This window comes from Nitrosophilus kaiyonis (assembly GCF_027943725.1).
Classification (GTDB): domain Bacteria; phylum Campylobacterota; class Campylobacteria; order Campylobacterales; family Nitratiruptoraceae; genus Nitrosophilus_A; species Nitrosophilus_A kaiyonis.
This window is the reverse complement of record NZ_AP025696.1, coordinates 1741472-1762305: the sequence shown is the minus strand read 5'-3', so window position 1 is coordinate 1762305 and position 20834 is coordinate 1741472. Positions and strand designations below refer to the sequence as shown.

14 protein-coding genes, 2 tRNA genes and 3 rRNA genes are annotated in these 20834 nt (G+C 34.6%); 18 read left to right on the top strand and 1 reads right to left on the bottom strand.

Annotated elements, in window-relative coordinates; all coding sequences use genetic code 11:
- Nucleotides 1-8 precede the first annotated feature (8 nt).
- From mqnE to argH, 14 genes are all read left to right on the top strand, one after another.
- Nucleotides 9-1070 (top strand): aminofutalosine synthase MqnE, encoded by a 1062-nt coding sequence (gene mqnE / locus QML81_RS09180; protein ID WP_281951131.1) that lies wholly within the window; start codon nt 9-11, stop codon nt 1068-1070.
- Entirely contained in the window at nt 1070-1537 is a 468-nt protein-coding gene (locus tag QML81_RS09175; protein WP_281951130.1) for a phosphoribosyltransferase, read from the top strand. Before mqnE ends, QML81_RS09175 begins: the two co-directional genes overlap by 1 nt.
- Nucleotides 1518-2087, top strand: coding sequence for an anthranilate synthase component II (locus QML81_RS09170; RefSeq protein ID WP_281951129.1), 570 nt, complete (start codon nt 1518-1520; stop codon nt 2085-2087). The genes QML81_RS09175 and QML81_RS09170 overlap by 20 nt, the downstream gene beginning before the upstream one ends.
- A complete protein-coding gene (locus QML81_RS09165; protein WP_281951128.1) occupies nt 2084-3283 on the top strand; it encodes a glycosyltransferase family 39 protein in 1200 nt (399 codons plus the stop codon). The genes QML81_RS09170 and QML81_RS09165 overlap by 4 nt, the downstream gene beginning before the upstream one ends.
- Before the next feature lie 152 nt (nt 3284-3435).
- The gene (locus QML81_RS09160; RefSeq protein WP_281951127.1) at nt 3436-4749 is read left to right on the top strand and encodes an ATP citrate lyase citrate-binding domain-containing protein; all 1314 of its coding nucleotides are present in this window, start codon (nt 3436-3438) and stop codon (nt 4747-4749) included.
- Between the two features lie 11 nt (nt 4750-4760).
- Nucleotides 4761-6608 carry a citrate/2-methylcitrate synthase gene (locus QML81_RS09155; protein ID WP_281951126.1) on the top strand — a complete coding sequence of 616 codons (1848 nt, stop codon included), beginning with the start codon at nt 4761-4763 and terminating at the stop codon, nt 6606-6608.
- 49 nt (nt 6609-6657) lie between these two features.
- A complete protein-coding gene (locus QML81_RS09150; RefSeq protein WP_281951125.1) occupies nt 6658-7278 on the top strand; it encodes a prepilin-type N-terminal cleavage/methylation domain-containing protein in 621 nt (206 codons plus the stop codon).
- Between the two features lie 252 nt (nt 7279-7530).
- Nucleotides 7531-9064 (top strand): 16S ribosomal RNA (locus QML81_RS09145).
- A gap of 238 nt (nt 9065-9302) precedes the next feature.
- Nucleotides 9303-9379, top strand: a tRNA-Ile gene (locus tag QML81_RS09140).
- A 93-nt stretch (nt 9380-9472) separates the two neighbouring features.
- Nucleotides 9473-9548, top strand: a tRNA-Ala gene (locus QML81_RS09135).
- 240 nt (nt 9549-9788) lie between these two features.
- Nucleotides 9789-12725 (top strand): 23S ribosomal RNA (locus QML81_RS09130).
- Between the two features lie 154 nt (nt 12726-12879).
- A 5S ribosomal RNA gene (gene rrf, locus QML81_RS09125) occupies nt 12880-12995 on the top strand.
- Together the 16S, 23S and 5S rRNA genes with 2 tRNA genes alongside form the textbook arrangement of a ribosomal RNA operon.
- A gap of 121 nt (nt 12996-13116) precedes the next feature.
- Nucleotides 13117-13446 (top strand): cytochrome C, encoded by a 330-nt coding sequence (locus QML81_RS09120; protein WP_281951124.1) that lies wholly within the window; start codon nt 13117-13119, stop codon nt 13444-13446.
- Between the two features lie 56 nt (nt 13447-13502).
- Nucleotides 13503-14894, top strand: a complete 1392-nt coding sequence (gene argH, locus QML81_RS09115; RefSeq protein ID WP_281951123.1) for an argininosuccinate lyase — start codon at nt 13503-13505, stop codon at nt 14892-14894.
- A gap of 13 nt (nt 14895-14907) precedes the next feature.
- Here argH and QML81_RS09110 read toward each other — a convergent pair whose 3' ends face one another.
- Nucleotides 14908-15267, bottom strand: coding sequence for a histidine triad nucleotide-binding protein (locus QML81_RS09110; protein WP_281951122.1), 360 nt, complete (start codon nt 15265-15267; stop codon nt 14908-14910).
- 114 nt (nt 15268-15381) lie between these two features.
- Between QML81_RS09110 and pheS the strand changes: the two genes are divergently transcribed.
- The 4 genes from pheS to QML81_RS09090 are packed head-to-tail and all read left to right on the top strand — an operon-like array spanning nt 15382 to nt 20828.
- Nucleotides 15382-16374 carry a phenylalanine--tRNA ligase subunit alpha gene (gene pheS / locus QML81_RS09105; protein ID WP_281951121.1) on the top strand — a complete coding sequence of 331 codons (993 nt, stop codon included), beginning with the start codon at nt 15382-15384 and terminating at the stop codon, nt 16372-16374.
- Nucleotides 16371-18719, top strand: a complete 2349-nt coding sequence (pheT, locus tag QML81_RS09100; protein WP_281951120.1) for a phenylalanine--tRNA ligase subunit beta — start codon at nt 16371-16373, stop codon at nt 18717-18719. The genes pheS and pheT overlap by 4 nt, the downstream gene beginning before the upstream one ends.
- Nucleotides 18716-20011, top strand: coding sequence for a 3-phosphoshikimate 1-carboxyvinyltransferase (gene aroA, locus QML81_RS09095; protein WP_281951119.1), 1296 nt, complete (start codon nt 18716-18718; stop codon nt 20009-20011). The genes pheT and aroA overlap by 4 nt, the downstream gene beginning before the upstream one ends.
- A complete protein-coding gene (locus tag QML81_RS09090) occupies nt 20001-20828 on the top strand; it encodes a 4-hydroxy-3-methylbut-2-enyl diphosphate reductase (RefSeq protein ID WP_281951118.1) in 828 nt (275 codons plus the stop codon). The genes aroA and QML81_RS09090 overlap by 11 nt, the downstream gene beginning before the upstream one ends.
- Nucleotides 20829-20834 lie beyond the last annotated feature (6 nt).

Sequence of the window (20834 nt, the reverse complement as noted above, 5' to 3'; positions counted from 1 at the left end):
GGGTATGTATGGAAATTATTGAAAAATTGGAAAACAGTGAGAGATTGAATTTTGAAGATGGTATAAAACTTTATGAATTAGATATTTTTACCCTTGGAAAATATGCATATAAAAAAAGAGAAAAATTGTATGGGAAAAAGAGCTTTTTTAATATAAATAGACATATAAATCCTACAAATATCTGTAAAGATATATGTAAATTTTGTGCATTTAGTGCCAATAGAAAAAATCCAAATCCATATACTATGACTCATGAAGAGATTTTAAAAATTGTTGAGGATGCAATCAAAAGAGATATAAAAGAAGTTCATATTGTATCAGCCCATAATGATAAAGTTGGGCTTGATTGGTATCTTGGAATTTTTAGAAAAATAAAAGAAAATTTTCCAAATATTCATATAAAAGCGCTAACTGCTGCAGAAGTTAATTTTTTGGCAAAAGAGCACAATCTATGTTTTGAAAAAATGATCGATTTAATGATAGAAAATGGCGTTGATAGTATGCCAGGAGGTGGGGCAGAGATTTTTGATGAAAAGATAAGAGATTATATATGTAAAGGAAAGGTAACTAGCCAGGAGTGGCTTGAGATTCACAGACTTTGGCATAAAAGAGGAAGAAAAAGTAATGCTACTATGCTTTTTGGACATGTTGAAGATAGAGAGCACAGAATAGATCATATGATTAGACTAAGAGAGCTTCAAGATGAAACAGGTGGATTTAACTGTTTTATTCCTCTTATATATCAAAAAGAGAATAATTATTTAAAAGTAAAAGATTTTGTAACAGGACAAGAGTATCTAAAAACTATTGCAATAGCAAGACTTATTTTAGATAATATTCCTCATATTAAAGCTTATTGGGCAACATCTACAATAAATCTTGCTTTAATTGCGCAAGAGTTTGGAGCTGATGATTTAGATGGAACAATTGAAAAAGAATCGATTCAAAGTGCAGCTGGAGCAAAAAGTAGGTATGGAATACCTTTAGAAGAGTTTGTTCATCTTATAAAAGATAGTGGATTTGTTCCAGTTGAGAGAGATAGTTTATATAATGAGATAAAAGTTTGGTAATGAAAAGAGAGTATTATTCCTACAATGAATTTATAAAAGATTTAAAAATTTTAATCAAAAAAATTGATTTTGATTTTGATGCAATTGTTGCTATTGCAAGAGGTGGTATGACAATAGCCCATTTATTAGGGGAATATTATGATATTAGGGATGTATTTACAATCAATTCTATAGGATATAAAGATACAAAAAAATTAGAAAATATAAAAATTTTTAACATACCAGATTTAAAAAAATATAGAAAAATTTTATTAGTAGATGATATAATAGACAGTGGTGAAACCATTAAAGAAGTGACAGATAAAATAAAAGAAAAATATCCAGATATTAAAATAAAAGTTGCATCTATATTTTACAAAAAAGATGCTGTATATAAGCCAGATTTTTTTGCAAAATATGCTAACAATTGGATAGATTTTTTTTGGAGTATAGATTTAAAGGCAAAAAATGATATTGATGATAGATAATTATGATAGCTTTACATATAATATTGTTCAATACTGCTTAGAGCTTGGTGCGGATTTGAAAGTAATAAGAAATGATGAATTAAGTGTAAAAGAGATTGAAAAATTAAATCCAGAAAAAATAATCATCTCTCCAGGACCGGCAACTCCAAAAGAGGCTGGAGTTAGTTTAGATGTAATAAAATATTTTCAAGATAAGTTGCCAATTTTTGGAATATGTTTGGGGCATCAAGCAATAGCTGAAGCTTTTGGCGGAGAGATAATTGAAGCAAAAAATATGATGCATGGAAAAACATCAATTATAGAGGTTGTGAGAGAATCAAAAATTTTTGAAGGAATTCCAAAAGAGTTTAGAGCAACAAGATATCACTCTTTAGTTGTAAACAAAAAAAATTTACCATCGATTATTATCCCAACTGCATACAGTAAAGATGATCATGAAATTATGGCTTTAGAGATTAAAGATAAGCCTATTTATGGGGTACAGTTTCATCCTGAATCTATAATGAGTGAATATGGACATGAAATAATAAATAACTTCTTAAAATTATGAAACCAAAAAAAATATTATATATTTACCTTTTTTTCTACTCTATTTTCTTAATTTTAATCTCAAAAACGATTTACATATCTCCAAAAGAGGCTTTAATTTTTTATGAAGAAAAGTCTCTTTTACACTTTATAACAAATTTTACTGTTTCACTTTTTGGTAAAAATGAGATTGGATTAAGGATATTTTTTATTGTTGTAAATGTTACAAATATTTTACTTTTATATGACATTTCAACTAAAATATTAAAAAAAGAAAATGATGCACTTTTAACTGCATTTATTTTTTCAATTTTACCAGGATTTTTAAGTTCTTCACTTTTAATAAACGAAGCACCACTAATAATATTTTTCACACTTCTTTTTTTATATTTTTATATAAAATTTAAAAAAATTGCTTATACTCTTTTTCCAATTATGCTATTTATTGACAACTCTTTTGCTATTTTTTTTCTTTCACTATTTTTTTATTCACTCTTTAAAAAAGATAATTTAACAATTATTATATCTTTAATCTTTTTTACATTATCTATGTATATTTTTGGATTTGATGTTAGCGGAAAACCAAAAAACTATTTTTTAGATACTTTTGCAATCTATTCTGCAATATTTTCACCACTCATTTTTATATATTTTTTCTATTCAGTTTACAGAATATTAATTAAAGAGAAAAAGGATATTATCTGGTTTATATCTTTTGTTTCATTTTTATTTTCACTGCTTTTATCATTTAGACAAAAAATTTCAGTAGAGGATTTTGCTCCATTTGTATTAATAGGTACTCCTTTAATGATAAAACAGTTTTTGTCAAGTTATAGAGTTAGAATACCAATATTTAGAAAAAAGCATAAAATTTTGTTTTCTATTGTTCTAATATCAGTTTTAATAAATGATTTTTTACTTATTGATAATAAAATTTTATATTATTGGATAGATAATCCAAAAAAACATTTTGCATATAATTTTCATATTTCAAAACAGCTTGCAAATAGTTTAAAAAAAATGGGAATCACTTGTATTAAAACTTATGATAAAAAGTTATCACTTCAATTAAAATTTTATGATATTTGTAACCATTCAAATTTTATTTTAACTGATAGAAAATTATATAGAAACTCAAAAAAAGTTTCGATTCGATACAAAAAAATAGTATTAAAAAACTATTATGTTTCAAAAATAAACAATAAGGAGAGTTTCTAATTTTCATTTGATATTTTTATATATTTATATTCCTTTCAATGTTACAATTGCACAAAATAAGTGCGTAGTAAGTAGTGTATGATGTGAAGTTTTAATATAACTATACATCATACACTACAATCTACGTACTATACATTATCAAAGGAGAAATGATGGCTCAAAGAGCAATACGTGAATATGATGGCAAAAAGCTATTTGCAAAAAATTGGGATAAATATTTCGCACCATTAAAATATTCTTTTGAATCAGTTCTTGTTACAAGTGGAGAAGAACTTTTAAAAAAAGCTGAGGAACCAGGGTACGAATGGTTGAAAGAAAAACCTCTTGTAGCAAAACCAGATATGCTTTTTGGTAAAAGAGGTAAAAACAATCTAGTACTATTTAAAGTAAATAAGCCAGGAGATGTTACATTAGCAGATGCTGCAAATTGGATTGATGAAAAAAGAAGTCATGAAGTTACACTTCTTTCAGGTCAAAAAGGTTATTTGACACATTTTATAGTTGAGCCTTTCACACCACATACACAAGATGAAGAATACTACATAGCAGCTACTACATTAGATGAAAATTATGATGTTTTATATATGAGTGCAGAAGGTGGTATGGAAGTTGAAGAGAATTGGGATAAAGTAGTGGAAGTAAAAATACCAATTGATGCCACAAATGAAGATATAGATAAATTAGTTGAAAAAAATATTCCATCTGATGTTGCTGAAGATAGAAAAGAGCAATTTGGAAATTTTGCAAAAGCTTTTTATAAATTTTTTAGAGACCTATATTTTGCATATCTTGAAATAAACCCAATTGTTCTTCAAGGTGAAAATGCATATCTTCTTGATTTAGTTGCAAGACTTGATGATACAGCTGGATTTTTAATGAAAGAGCAATGGGGAGATATAGAATTCCCAACTCCTTTTGGCATGGAAGAGAAATCTCCAGAAGAGGAAGCTATTGCAGAAGCTGATGCAAAAAGTGGTGCATCACTAAAACTAACAATTTTAAATCCAAAAGGCAGAATCTGGACTATGGTTGCAGGTGGGGGTGCATCTGTTGTTTATGCTGATACTATTGCAGATTTAGCTGGAGTTGAAGATCTTGCAAATTATGGAGAATATTCTGGTGGTCCAACAACAGATGAGACAAGATTTTATGCAGAAACAATATTTGATTTAATGACAAGATATCCAGATCCAAGAGGAAAAATATTAATTATTGGTGGTGCAATTGCAAACTTTACTGATGTTGCAAAAACTTTTACTGGAATTATTCAAGCTATGGAAAAATATGCTGATAAATTAAAAGAGAATAATGTAAAAATATATGTAAGAAGAGGTGGACCAAACTATCAAGAGGGACTTAGAAAAATAAAAGAAGCTGCAGATAGACTAGGCCTTGAGATTCATGTATATGGACCAGAAACACATATGACAGATATTGTTAGAATGGCTTTAGAAGAAAATAAGTAAGGGAGAAAAATATGGGAGCACTATTTACAAAAGATACACAAGCAATATTTTGGAACAATAACAGAAATGCAATCCAAAGAATGTTAGATTATGATTATATTATTAAAAGAGAAAAGCCATCTGTTGCAGCAATTGTTGCTCCAACAAGCTCAAATAAATTTGATAAATTCTTTTTTGGTACTGAAGAGATAATGATACCTCTTTATAGAAGCACAGCTGAAGCTGCTGCTGCTCATCCAAATGCTGATGTTTTATTAAACTTTGCATCATTTAGAACAGCGTATGATGTTACAATGGATGCATTAAACTTAAATCAATTTAAAACTATTATGGTTACTGCTGAAGGTATACCTGAGAGACTTGCAAGAATAATGAATAAAACTGCCAGAGAAAAAGGTGTACTTGTTATTGGACCAGCTACTGTTGGCGCTATAACTCCTGGAGCATTTAAAATTGCAAATATTGGTGGAACAATAGAAAATATTGTAAAAAGCAAACTTCATAGACCAGGAAGCTGTGGATTAGTTACAAGAAGTGGTGGACTTTTTAACGAACTATCAAACATTATTGCTTTAAATGCTGATGGTATTGCAGAGGGTGTTGCAATAGGTGGTGATAGATTTGTTGGTTCTGTTTTTATAGATCATCTATTAAGAATGGAAGAGAATCCTCAAGTTAAATATATGGTTTTACTTGGAGAAGTTGGAGGAAGAGAAGAGTATAAAGTTATTGAAGCTGTAAAAAGTGGAAAGATTAAAAAGCCTATTATTGCATGGTGTATTGGAACAATTGCACAATATTTTAGCAGTGGCGTTCAATTTGGACACGCTGGAGCTAGTGCAAATGTTGAAGAAGAGACTGCTATTGCTAAAAATGCAGCCATGAAAGAAGCAGGTATTCACGTACCTGATAGTTTTAATGATCTTCCTCATGTTATAAAAGGTGTATATGAGCAGTTAAAAGGAGAAGGAAAAATTAGCGATATAGAAGAGCCAGAAGTTCCTGTAATTCCTGAAGATTATGCTAAAGCATTAAAAGAAGGAAAAATTAGAAAACCTAAAAATTTTATCTGTACAATTAGTGATGATAGAGGTGAAGAGGCAACATATGCTGGATATCCAATAAGCTCTGTTGCCACTCCAGATACTGGTAAAACTATAGGAGATGTTATTAGCTTATTATGGTTTAAAAAAGTATATCCAAGATGGGCTGTTGATTTTATTGAAACCGTTATTAAAACTGTTGCAGATCATGGTCCAGCAGTGAGTGGTGCACATAACGCCAAGGTTACAGCTAGAGCTGGAAAGAGTGTTGTTGAAAGTTTAGTTACAGGTCTACTTACAATTGGACCAAGATTTGGTGGTGCAATTGATGGTGCTGCAAAATATTTTAAATATGCATATGATAATAATTTAACACCAGCAGAATTTATCGGATATATGAAAAAGCAAGGTATTCCAATTCCAGGAATCGGACACAGAATTAAATCAGTAAGAAATCCAGATAAAAGAGTTGAGGGTCTTAAAAAGTTTGCAAATGAAAACTTCCCTCAAACATCTTTACTTGATTATGCTTTAGAAGTTGAGAAATTAACAACTTCTAAAAAAGAAAATCTTATATTAAATGTTGATGGTACTATTGGTATTTTGATGGTTGATATGTGGAGAGCTTTGGGATATCCTGAAAAAGAGATAGATACATTTATTGAATCAGGAGTATTAAACTCATTTTTCATTCTTGGTAGAACTATTGGATTTATTGGGCATGTTCTTGATGAAAAAAGACTTGGAATGCCTATGTATAGACATCCATTTGATGATATTTTATATGATGTTAAAAAAGCTGATGAGATTAAATAATTTTGTGGTATAATCGGCTAATAAGCCGATTTTCCACAAAGGATTTAATGTGAAAAAAGCTTTCACAATTTATGAAACTATAATAGTAATAGTTGTAATTGGAATAATTTCTGCTATTGCTATCCCAAGATTAAATACAGATAAACTACAAGAAGCTGCTGATCAAATTCTTTCACATATCAGATATACACAGCACTTAGCTATGATGGATGATAGATTTGATCCAAAAGATCAAAATTGGTATCAAGAAAGATGGAGAATAGCTTTTAGAGATTGTAATGGTGGAAGCAATAATAAATATTATGTAATTTATAGAGATTTAAATCATGGTGGAGCTTCAGCTGCTCCTGGAAAAAATGAAAGTGCAAAAAATCCTTCCGATGGAAAATATTTATATAATGATGGAAGTTGTGTTGAGCAAAATGATGAAAGTGGTGAAGTTTTGATAGGAAATAAATACGAAATAACAAATTTAACTCCTACTGGAGGATGTAGTAATCAATATATTGCTTTTGACGAAATTGGAAGGCCATACAATGATACATATTCTTCTATTTATGTACCAATGACCCAAGACTGCAATTTAACTTTTTATTCCTCATATGGACAATTCACTATAACTATCACCAAAGAAACAGGTTATGCATATATTAGCTCAATTCATGACTGAATTTTTAATTAAATAATTAACAAAAAATTAAGCTTCATTATACTAATATTTCATCCGCATTTGAATTTTTCAAATATAAATTGTGTTTGACAAAACATTCAAAAATTTTGTATAATTTCATCCCTTAAAAGTAAAGGGTTCGAATAACTCATCTGAGTTTGAGGATGAGTTAGAGAGTTCTTTTGATAGATAATGATCTTTGAAAACTAGACAAATATAGAGGAAATTCCTTTGAGTCGAAGACAAACTTTTTTTATGGAGAGTTTGATCCTGGCTCAGAGTGAACGCTGGCGGCGTGCTTAACACATGCAAGTCGAACGAGAACGGCTCAAACCTTCGGGTTTGAGTGTCAGCTAAGTGGCGCACGGGTGAGTAATACGTAGCTAACCTGCCCTATAGCGGGGGATAACAGGCCGAAAGGCCTGCTAATACCCTATACTCCTTCCATACACAAGTATGGTTGGGAAAGCGTTATGTAGCGCTATAGGATGGGGCTGCGGCCTATCAGCTAGTTGGTGAGGTAACGGCTTACCAAGGCTATGACGGGTAGCTGGTCTGAGAGGATGATCAGCCACACTGGAACTGAGACACGGTCCAGACTCCTACGGGAGGCAGCAGTGGGGAATATTGCGCAATGGGGGCAACCCTGACGCAGCAACGCCGCGTGGAGGAAGAAGGCCTTCGGGTTGTAAACTCCTTTTCTGAGGGAAGATAATGACGGTACCTCAGGAATAAGCACCGGCTAACTCCGTGCCAGCAGCCGCGGTAATACGGAGGGTGCAAGCGTTACTCGGAATCACTGGGCGTAAAGGGCGCGTAGGCGGTTAAGTAAGTCGGGTGTGAAAGCCCACAGCTCAACTGTGGAACTGCATTCGAAACTGCTTAACTAGAGTCCGGAAGAGGCAGGTGGAATTGGTGGTGTAGGGGTAAAATCCGTAGAGATCACCAGGAATACCCATTGCGAAGGCGACCTGCTGGGACGGTACTGACGCTGAGGCGCGAAAGCGTGGGGAGCAAACAGGATTAGATACCCTGGTAGTCCACGCCCTAAACGATGGATGCTAGTCGTTGGAGTGCTAGTCACTTCAGTGATGCAGCTAACGCAATAAGCATCCCGCCTGGGGAGTACGGCCGCAAGGCTAAAACTCAAAGGAATAGACGGGGACCCGCACAAGCGGTGGAGCATGTGGTTTAATTCGAAGATACGCGAAGAACCTTACCTGGGCTTGACATCCCGAGAATCCCTCAGAGATGGGGGAGTGCCTACTTCGGTAGGAGCTCGGTGACAGGTGCTGCACGGCTGTCGTCAGCTCGTGTCGTGAGATGTTGGGTTAAGTCCCGCAACGAGCGCAACCCTCGCCTCTAGTTGCCAGCACTTAGGGTGGGCACTCTAGAGGGACTGCCCGGGCAACCGGGAGGAAGGTGAGGACGACGTCAAGTCATCATGGCCCTTATGTCCAGGGCGACACACGTGCTACAATGGCGCGTACAGAGAGAGGCGATACCGTGAGGTGGAGCAAATCTCTAAAGCGCGTCCCAGTTCGGATTGCAGTCTGCAACTCGACTGCATGAAGTCGGAATCGCTAGTAATCGCGGATCAGCCATGCCGCGGTGAATACGTTCCCGGGTCTTGTACTCACCGCCCGTCACACCATGGGAGTTGAGCTCACCCGAAGCCGGGAAGCCAACTGTTTATCAGGGGCTACCGTCCACGGTGGGCTCAGCGACTGGGGTGAAGTCGTAACAAGGTAACCGTAGGAGAACCTGCGGTTGGATCACCTCCTTTCTAGAGAGTACGATCTAAAGATTAGATTCTTTGGATTACAAAGGCTCAAAGGAAGAGTACTCTATATTTGTCTAGTTTTGAGAGATCAAGGGTTCTTTAACAATATGAGATGGTGGAGAGAGCTAAGATAGAGACCCTTATCAGGGGTGTGATTTATAGTCGTTAGTCAATAGTCGATAGTCGTCAGTTTAAAAACTAATGACTAATGACTAACGACTATAGACTAATGACTAACAGAGGGCCTGTAGCTCAGGTGGTTAGAGCGCACCCCTGATAAGGGTGAGGTCAGAGGTTCAAGTCCTCTCAGGCCCACCATGTTGAGAGAGTCTTGCACAAACTCTTTCACTTACGTACTACAAGGTACGCTACGCAAAAGAGTTTGCACAATTCACTACTCAACCGAGATATGGGGTCTTAGCTCAGCTGGGAGAGCGCCTGCCTTGCACGCAGGAGGTCACCGGTTCGATCCCGGTAGACTCCACCATATTTGGTAATTAGTAATTGGTTATTAGTTATTAGTAAAAAAACAAAAAAAACCAATAACTAATACACTAATATACCAATAACAAAAGTCTAAGTTAAGCTCTTGTAGAAGAGTTTAACTTAGACTTTGTAAGTCTAAAGGTTATTTGACAATCCATTGTTTATAGTCTAAAAGGTAAAGATACAATTGAAGCTTTACTCAATAAAGTATTTGAGTAAGGCGGCAGTGCGCTTTAGAAGTAGGTAAGCTACAAAGGGCGTACGGTGGATGCCTAGGGTGACAGAGGCGATGAAGGACGTGCTAGGCTGCGAAAAGCCTCGGGGAGCTGCCAAGAAGCTTTGATCCGGGGATTTCCGAATGGGGCAACCCGGCTGACAGAGATGTCAGTCACCTCACTTAGGTGAGGGGCGAACCTGGGGAAGTGAAACATCTCAGTACCCAGAGGAGAAGAAATCAACAGAGATTCCCTTAGTAGCGGCGAGCGAACGGGGAGTAGGGCAAACCGCTAGCTTGCTAGCGGGGTTGTAGGGCTCCCATCAAGGTACCACGAAGGTTAGCAGAAGTGTCTGGAAAGGCACACCAAAGAGGGTGATAGTCCCGTATGCGAAAACCCTAGTGGGCCTGGGATGTCCCTGAGTAGGTCGGGACACGTGTTATCCTGACTGAAGCTGGGAGGACCACCTTCCAACCCTAAATACTCCTGTCACACCGATAGTGCACAAGTACCGTGAGGGAAAGGTGAAAAGAACCCCAGTGAGGGGAGTGAAATAGAACCTGAAACCGTATGCCTACAATCATTCGGAGCCCTATGAGCGTAAGCTCAGGGTGACGGACTGCCTTTTGCATAATGAGCCTGCGAGTTGTGGTATCTGGCGAGGTTAACCGAACGGGAAGCCGTAGCGAAAGCGAGTCTGAAAAGGGCGAAAGAGTCAGATGCTGCAGACCCGAAGCCAAGTGATCTATCCATGGCCAGGCTGAAGGTGGGGTAAGACCCACTGGAGGGCCGAACCGGTGGAGGTTGAAAACTCTTCGGATGAGCTGTGGATAGGGGTGAAAGGCCAAACAAACTTGGTGATAGCTGGTTCTCTCCGAAATATATTTAGGTATAGCCTCAGGTAGTAGCTATAGGGGGTAGAGCACTGATAGGGCTAGGGCTGCTCACCGCGGTACCAAACCCTGTCAAACTTCGAATACCTATAGTGTAAGCCTGGGAGTCAGGCGTAGGGTGATAAAATCCTATGTCGAGAGGGGAACAACCCAGACTACCGACTAAGGTCCCAAAGTTGTGACTAAGTGGAAAACGATGTGGGGCTGCTTAGACAACCAGGAGGTTGGCTTAGAAGCAGCCATCCTTTAAAGAAAGCGTAACAGCTCACTGGTCTAGCGGCCCTGCGCGGAAAATATAACGGGGCTAAGTCACACACCGAAGTCGTAGGTTCTCTCTGGTGAGAGAGCGGTAGGAGAGCGTTCTTGTCGGCGTTGAAGCTGTACCGGTAAGGAGCAGTGGAGCGGCAAGAAGTGAGCATGCAGGCATGAGTAGCGATAAAACAGGTGAGAATCCTGTTCGCCGAAAGCCCAAGGTTTCCTACGCGATGCTCGTCAACGTAGGGTTAGTCGGGTCCTAAGCCGAGTCCGAGAGGGGTAGGCGATGGGAAATCGGTTAATATTCCGATACCTACTTTACACAAGGCGATGGGGTGACGCTTAGGGCTAGCCGAGGTCACTGATGGAGTAGTGGCTCGAAGGGTGTAGGGTGCACAGTAGGAAAATCCGCTGTGCGAGTACCCGAGACCTGACAGGCTCTCAAAGCCCTTCGGGGCGGCGGGAGAATCGGTGATGCCGTCGAGCCGAGAAAAACCTCTAAGCCGTTTGAGTGTAAGGTAGCCCGTACCGTAAACCGACACAGGTGGGCGAGATGAGTATTCTAAGGCGCGTGGAAGAACCCTGGTTAAGGAACTCTGCAAGCTGGCACCGTATCTTCGGTATAAGGTGTGCCCATAGTAGGTGAAGGTCTTCGCGACTGGAGCCGAGGTGGGTCGCAGCGAAGCGCTCCATCCGACTGTTTATCAAAAACACAGCACTCTGCTAACTCGTAAGAGGATGTATAGGGTGTGACGCCTGCCCGGTGCCGGAAGGTTAAGGGGATCCATTAGCTCTTCGGAGCGAAGTGGTGAACCGAAGCCCCGGTAAACGGCGGCCGTAACTATAACGGTCCTAAGGTAGCGAAATTCCTTGTCGGTTAAATACCGACCTGCATGAATGGCGTAACGAGATGGGGGCTGTCTCGACCAGGGATCCAGTGAAATTGTAGTGGAGGTGAAAATTCCTCCTACCCGCGGAAAGACGGAAAGACCCCGTGGACCTTTACTACAGCTTGACACTGCCATCGGGATGAGGATGTGCAGGATAGGTGGGAGGCTGAGAAGCCTGGGCGCCAGCTCAGGTGGAGCCGTCCTTGAGATACCACCCTTCCTCATTCTGGTGGCTAACTTGCCACAGTTATCCTGTGGGAGGACAATGTCTGGCGGGTAGTTTGACTGGGGCGGTCGCCTCCTAAAGAGTAACGGAGGCTTACAAAGGTTGGCTCAAAGCGGTTGGAAATCGCTTGGAGAGTATAAAGGCATAAGCCAGCCTGACTGTGAGAGAGACAACTCGAGCAGAGACGAAAGTCGGTCTTAGTGATCCGGTGGTTCTGAGTGGAAGGGCCATCGCTCAAAGGATAAAAGGTACCCCGGGGATAACAGGCTGATCTCCCCCAAGAGCTCACATCGACGGGGAGGTTTGGCACCTCGATGTCGGCTCATCGCATCCTGGGGCTGGAGCAGGTCCCAAGGGTATGGCTGTTCGCCATTTAAAGCGGTACGCGAGCTGGGTTCAGAACGTCGTGAGACAGTTCGGTCCCTATCTTCCGTGGGCGTAGGAAGGCTGAGGAGAGCTGACCCTAGTACGAGAGGACCGGGTTGGACGTGCCACTGGTGTACCAGTTGTTCTGCCAAGAGCACCGCTGGGTAGCTATGCACGGAACGGATAACCGCTGAAAGCATCTAAGCGGGAAGCCGACTCCAAGATGAGCCTTCCCTGAAGGACGGTGGAAGACTACCACCTTGATAGGCTGGGTGTGTAAGCCCTGTAAGGGGTTTAGCTGACCAGTACTAATAGTCCGTTTGGCTTACCAATAAAAAAGCACTGCCGCCTTACTGAGATACTTTATTAAATTTTAGACTATAAACAATGGATTTGTTCTTTAAAATTGGTGTATAAGTTAAAAATGTTGAATGGTAAATAACTGACAAGAGAATTGAGTCTTTTTCGAAAGATTTACTTCTCTTGTCCTGGTGCCTATAGAGCGGAGGAAACGCCCAGCTCCATTTCGAACCTGGAAGCTAAGCTCCGCATCGCTGATGATACTGCAGCCTCCGGCTGTGGAAAAGTAGGTCGGCGCCAGGCAAGATTTTTCTACTCTTTTTACTACTTATTAGTATTCCTCAAAATAAACAATATTTTCAAATAAGCTTCATATAATATAACATAATGTAATATTGTATATCTATCTTCAAAAGGTTTTGCTATGTTCAAAAAAATTTTTATATTTAATATATTAATATCTTTATCTTTTTTATCACTACATGCATCCGTTTTCAAGGGTCAAAAAGAGTATATGAAAAAATGTAAAAAATGTCACGGAAATGGAGCAAAAGTTGCAAAAGCAAAAACAAGTGATGAATGGATAAATCTTTTTAAAAATAATGGTTTATTAATAAAAAAAGCTCATAATACAGATGAAGATGCTATGAAATATTTTAATAGTAAAAGATTTGAGAAAAAATCAATACATCTTTTAGATTTTTTAAAAAAATACTCATCAGATAGTGGTAATGTCCCTGCCTGCAGTGATTAACTTTTAATTACCTAAATTTTTAGATAAAATTCCCACAAAAATTATTGGAGATTGTTATGGCAAAAATGTGGTCAGGTAGATTTGAAAAAGAATCTAGCAAATTATTAGATGAATTTAATGCTTCATTGATGTTTGATAAAGAATTATATAAAGAAGACATTGAAGGTTCAATTGCACACGCAAAAATGCTAAATAAACAAGGAATTTTAACTGATGAAGAAAAAAATAAAATAATTGAAGGCTTAAGAACTATTGAAAAAGAGATAGAAGAGGGTAAATTTAAATTTGATATATCAGATGAAGATATACATATGGCAATTGAAAAAAGATTAACTCAACTCATTGGGGATGCAGGAAAAAAACTTCATACTGCAAGAAGTCGAAATGACCAAGTTGCTTTAGATTTTAGATTATATGTACAAAAAAATAATAAAATAATAATAGATCTTTTATTTGATTTAATTAAAACTTTATTAGATATCTCCAAAAAACATAAAAATACTATCTTACCTGGAATGACACATCTACAACATGCTCAACCAATCTCTTTTGCATATCATATGTTAGCTTATGCTAGTATGTTTAAAAGAGATATTGAAAGATTTAATAGTTCATATGAAAGAAATAATTATTCTCCTCTTGGATGTGCTGCGCTTGCTGGAACACCTCATCCTATTGATAGAAATTTTACTGCTAAAGAATTAGGCTTTAAAGCTCCTACTATAAATTGTTTAGATACAGTTAGTGATAGAGATTTTGCATTAGAAATTTTATTTAATATTGCAACTCTTATGATGCATATATCAAGATTAGCTGAAGAGATGATAATTTGGTCAAGTTATGAATTTAAATTTATTACTATAAGTGATGATTATGCAACAGGTAGCTCTATAATGCCACAAAAGAAAAATCCTGATGTTCCAGAACTTTTAAGAGGAAAAACTGGAAGAGCTTATGGTAATCTAATCTCTCTTTTAACTGTAATGAAGGGACTTCCTTTAGCATATAATAAAGATATGCAAGAGGATAAAGAGGGAGTATTTGATAGTGTAAAAACTGCAAAAATTAGTATAAAAATATTAAATGAAGTTTTAAAAACTATGAAAATAAATGAAGAAAATATGTATAGTGCTGCAAAAATAGGACATTTAACTGCTACTGATCTTGCTGACTATTTAGTTCAAAAATGCAATATTCCATTTAGAGAGGCTCACTTTATAACAGGCCGTGCAGTTGCATTAGCTGAGAGCAAAAATAAAGATATTAGTGATTTGAGTTATGAAGAGTTGAAATCAATTGATAATAGAATAAAAGAAGATGTAACACAATATTTAAAACTTGAACATTCAATGAATGCTAGAGATTCATTTGGAGGAACTTCTTTAAATCAAGTAGAAAAACAGATTGATTATTTTGAAAAATGGCTAAATGGTTTTCAAAGGCTATAGTTAAAACTATAGCCTAAACATATTTTTTTGCTTCTTTATCTGGAGCTAAATGTGGCCAAATTAGTTTAGCTCCACCAAGTAGATGAACATGCAGATGCATAACTTCTTGCCCTCCATCTTCACCATTATTTATAATAAGCCTATATCCGCTTTTATCAAGAGATAATTTTTTAGCAACTTCTTGAATAAATGGAGTCATTTTAGCCATAATTTCAGGTGGAGTGCTTTGAAAATTTTCAATATGCTGTTTTGGTATTATTAAAACATGAATTGGAGCTTTAGGACTTATATCATGAAATGCCAAAAATTCATCATTTTCTAAAACTTTATTTGCTGGAATTTCGCCTTCAACTATTTTACAAAATATGCACATTTTTACTCCCTTATTGTTGAATTAAATGCTAATAAGAGTATATAACATAAAATCTTATCTTTTTATAATGAAAACTATAATATTATTTTGCAAAATTAAAAATAGGGGTGTTTTTTGGAAGAATGGTTAAAAAAGATTGAAGAGGCAATAAATTTAGAAGAAATTGAAAAAATAAGAGTTGCTATTTTTGGTAAAAAGGGAATTTTAGCAAAAGAGTTTGCTAAACTTAGAGAATTACCAAATGATGTAAAACCAAAAGTTGCAAAAGAATTAAATGAATTAAAAGATAAACTAAATAAAGTTTTGGCTAAAAAAAGAGAAGAATTAGAGAAAAAAGAGTTAGAAAATGAATTGAAAAAAGATGCTATAGATGTATCTTTATATTCTCCTTTTAATAACAAAGGTGCACTTCATCCTGTTCAATATACATTAGATAGAATAATTGAATATTTTATCTCTATGAATTTTTCAATTGAAACTGGCCCTTTAGTTGAAGAGGATTTTTATAATTTTGAAGCATTAAATTTACCAAAATATCATCCTGCAAGAGATATGCAAGATACATTTTATTTTAAGGATGAAAAGCTACTTAGAACTCATACCTCCCCAGTACAAATAAGAACAATGTTAAAACAAGAACCCCCAATTAGAATGATAAGTCCTGGAGCTGTGTTTAGAAGAGATTTTGATTTAACTCATACTCCAATGTTTCATCAAGTAGAAGGACTATTGGTTGATAAAAAAGGTAAAGTAAGTTTTGCAAATTTGAAATTTATATTAAGTGATTTTTTACATTTTATGTTTGGAGATGTTGATATTAGATATAGACCAAGTTTTTTCCCTTTTACCGAACCAAGTGCTGAAGTTGATATCAGTTGTATTTTTTGTAAAGGAAAAGGTTGTAGAGTATGCTCTCAAACTGGGTGGCTTGAAGTTTTAGGATGTGGTATGGTAGACCCTAATGTTTTTAAAGCTGTTGGCTATGAAAATGTAAGCGGTTATGCTTTTGGACTAGGAATTGAGAGATTTGCTATGCTAATTCATAAAATACCAGATTTAAGAAGCCTTTTTGAAGGTGATTTAAGATTATTGGAGCAGTTTAGATGATAATAACAAGAAGTTGGTTACAAGAATGGATTGATATTTCACAAATAGAGAGTGAAGATCTTATAAAAACTCTTAATAATATTGGATTAGAGGTTGCTGAATATAAAAAAATTGATATTCCATCAAAAGTAGTTGTTGGGAAAGTAGTTGAGTGTGAAAAACATCCAAATGCTGATAAATTATCAGTTTGTAAAGTTGATATAGGTAGTGAAATTAAACAGATTGTATGTGGAGCAAAAAATGTTGCTGCTGGACAGTTTGTTCCTGTAGCTGTAATTGGAGCCGTACTTCCTGGTAATTTTAAAATAAAACCAGCAAAATTAAGAGGCATTGATAGTGAAGGAATGATATGTTCATCAACCGAAATAGGCCTTCCAAAATTAGAAGATGGGATTATGGTTTTAGATGAAAGTATAGGTGAATTAAAATTAGGAAAAGAGTTAAAAGAGTATAAAATATTAAATGATGAAATCATAGATATAGAATTAACTGCAAATAGAGGAGATTGCTTAAGCATTTATGGTATAGCAAGAGAAATTGCAGCTGCATATGATATATCTTTAAAATCTCCAAAAGATATAGAATTTGAAAAAAAAGATAAAATGCAATTGGGAATAGGTCGAGTACTTCATGTAAAACATGAAAGCAATATAGTATCAAATCTTGTATATAAAGTTTTTTCAAATGAAAAAATTGAAATACCTTTGAAAATAAAAGTAAGATTATCTTTTGTTGATGAAAAATTTGATAATAAACTAGAAAATATGACATTTTACACTACATATACTACAGGAGTAATTTTAAGAGCATACAGTTATGATATCTTTAAAAAAGAGGATACTGCTACTATTGAAGTAAAAAAAGATGAAAATGATTTAGATGCAATTTTTGATAGTAAAAAAGTTTCAATAGTAGGTATAAATCAAATTGAAGAGTCAAAACCTACAGATAAAAATGAGTATTTTATAGTTGAAGCAAGTTTTATTGACCCGCAAATATTGTCTAAAAAATATTATGAGGCTTCAAAAAAATCAAAAATTACTACAGATTGGGTATATTATAGGAGCAGTAGAGGTAGTAATCCAGAATTGAATTTTGGAATGGATTATTTTTGTTATATTATAAGAAAATATAGTGAAATAGATATATTTTCAGGAAGTCATGAAATTTTACAAGAAATAAAAGAAAAAAATATCAATGTCAATCTTTTTGAAATTAATAATTTAATAGGTCAAAATATCTCTCAAAGCAAAATTGTTAATATATTACAAAAATTGGGATTTGAGATAGTAAAAAAAGAGGATGAAAATATTGTTGTAAAAGTTCCAGAGTTTAGACACGATATTGAGAATGAACAAGATATTGCAGAAGAGTGTATAAGATTTATAGGGATTGATAAAATTGAGCCAATTCCTTTTGTGTTTGAAGAGGAAAATAGAATAAATCAAGCCTATTATCATTTTAAAAAGAAAAAAGAACTTAGAGAATATGCAGTTGCTGCAGGATTTTATGAAACTACAAATTATATTTTTACCAATAAAGAAAATCTTAAAAAGTTTGGATTTAAAACTGTAAAAAAAGAGTTAGATTTAATAAATCCAATTACAAATGAATTAAATACTCTTAGAACATCTTTGGTTCCTGGGCTTCTAGAACAAGCTATATATAATTTTAAAAACGGAAAAAGAAAAATATCTCTTTTCGAAGTTGGAACAGTTTTTGATGAAAATAGAAATGAAAGAATAAAGATTAGTTTTGTGTTTAGTGGTGTAAAAGAGAGTGATAATATAACAAATCAGGGAAAACCCGAAGAGATAGATTTTGGTGATTTTGTAAAAAAAATCTCAATGGTAATTGGTGATTTTGATTTAGTTAAAAAAGAGCCTCAAAATAGTCTTGCTCATCCATTTGTTTGTGCAGATATTATAAAAAATGGTAAAAATATTGGTGAAATTTATAAACTCCATATTCTATATCAGAAAGGTTTTGATCTTCTATCAACATTTTTTTGCGAAATAGATTTTGAAAAAATTCCATATGAGTTAAAAGAGGCAGAAGAATATTCTAAATTCCAAATATCTTTTAGAGATCTTAGTATATTGATAGATAAAAATATGCAATATTCTGAGATTAAGCCAATTATAGAAGATATAGTTCCAAAAGAGATAAAAAGATATTATCCAGTTGATATATATGAGAGTGAAAAATTGGGTGAAAAGAAAAGTTTGACTATAAGATTTGTTGTTCAATCAGATGAAAAAACATTATCAGAAGATGAAATAAGCCAAATTATCGAAAAAATCTTAAATAGTTTAAAAACAGAAATTGGAGCTGAACTTAGATGAGTTTTATTAAAGTAAAAAAGGCTGATAGGTTTGATATCTCAATTGATTCAATAGCTGCAGACAAATCTATTTCTCATAGATGTGCTATGTTTTCACTTTTAAGTGATAAGCCTTCTTATATAGAAAATTTTTTAATGGCTGAAGATACATTAAATACATTAAATATAGTCTCAAAACTTGGTGCAAAAGTAGAGATAGACAAAAATAGTGTAGCAATTATACCTAATAGATTAAAAGAGCCTGATGATATTTTGGATTGTGGAAATTCTGGAACTGGTATGAGACTATTTTGTGGGTTACTTTGTGGATTTGATGGATTTTATGTTTTAACAGGTGATAAATATCTTAGAAAAAGGCCAATGAAAAGAGTCGTTGAGCCTTTAAGAAAAATAGGTGCAAAAATTGATGGGAGAGAAAATGGTAATTTGGCTCCTCTTGCTATAAGAGGTTCTAAATTAAAAAATTTTAAATATGAAAGTCATATTGCCTCAGCGCAAGTAAAAAGTGCACTTATTTTAGCAGCATTAAAAGCTGATCAAATTAGCTATTATAAAGAGCCAGAATTAAGCAGAGACCATACTGAGAGAATGCTAAAAGGAATGGGAGCAAGGCTTGATACAAAAATTAAAAAAGATGGTTATGAAGTAGTAATATATCCTCTTAATAAGCCTTTGAAACCTTTAAAAATGAAAGTGCCTTCTGATCCTTCAAGTGGTTTTTTCTTTGCAGTTGCTGCAGCAATAGTTCCAGGTAGCAAAGTTTTAATAAAAAATGTTACTTTAAACCCTACAAGGATTGAGGCATATAAAGTATTAAAAAGAATGGGAGCAAAAGTAGAATTTATTGAAAAAGAGAATATTTATGAGCCAATAGGAGATATTTTAGTTGAATATGCACCATTAAAAGCTATTGAAGTTAGTAAAAATATTTCTTGGCTTATTGATGAGCTTCCGGCTCTTTCAATAGCAATGGCAGTTGCCAAGGGAAAAAGCATAGTTAAAAATGCAAAAGAGTTAAGAGTAAAAGAGAGCGATAGAATAAAAAGTGTAGTTGACAATCTAAAAAAATGTGGTATAAATGTAATAGAGTTTGAAGATGGATATGAGATTGAGGGAGGAGAAATAAAAAAGGCTGTTATTGATAGTTATGGAGACCATAGAATTGCAATGAGTTTCGCAATTGCTGGTCTTTTAAATGGAATGGAAATAAAAGATATTGATTGTATTGCAACATCTTTTCCAAATTTTTTAGATTTATTAAAACAGATTACAGAGGTTGAAATTGGAGATTAAATTAGCAAAAAATTATGGATTTTGTTTTGGTGTAAAAAGAGCTATAAAAATTGCTGAAACAACAAAAAATAGTAATACTTTAGGGCCATTAATACATAATAAAAAAGAGATAGAGAGATTAAAAAAAGAGCATAATATCGGTTTAGTTGAAGAAATTGATGAAGTAAAAGAAGGGGATACTGTAGTTATTAGGACTCATGGAATTGCAAAAGATAAATTAAAAAAACTACAAGAAAAAGATGTAAATATAATAGATGCAACTTGTCCTTTTGTAACAAAGCCTCAACAAATTGTAGAACAGATGAGTAAAGAGGGATATAGTATTGTTATTTTTGGAGATATTAATCATCCTGAAATAAAAGGTGTTATGAGTTATGCAAAGGATCCTATTGTAGTTTTAAGTGCTGATGAACTTAAAGATAAAAAATTAAAAGAAAAAGTTGCAACTGTTGCACAAACAACAAGAAAATTTGATGAATATAAAAAAATAGTTAACTATCTAATGGAAAATCATAAAGAAGTAAGAGTATTTAATACTATATGTAATGCAACTTTCGAAAACCAAGATGCAGCTAAAGAGCTAAGTAAAGAAGCTGATGTAATGATAGTTATTGGTGGTAAAAATTCATCAAATACAAAACAGCTTTATAATATTTGTAAAGAAAATTGCAAAGATAGCTATTTAGTTGAGGATGAAAACGAATTAAAAAAAGAGTGGTTTGAAGGGAAAAAGCTTTGTGGTATCACTGCAGGTGCATCAACTCCTGATTGGATTATAGAAAAAGTTATTGGTAAAATAAGGGAATTTAAAGTATAATAAGCA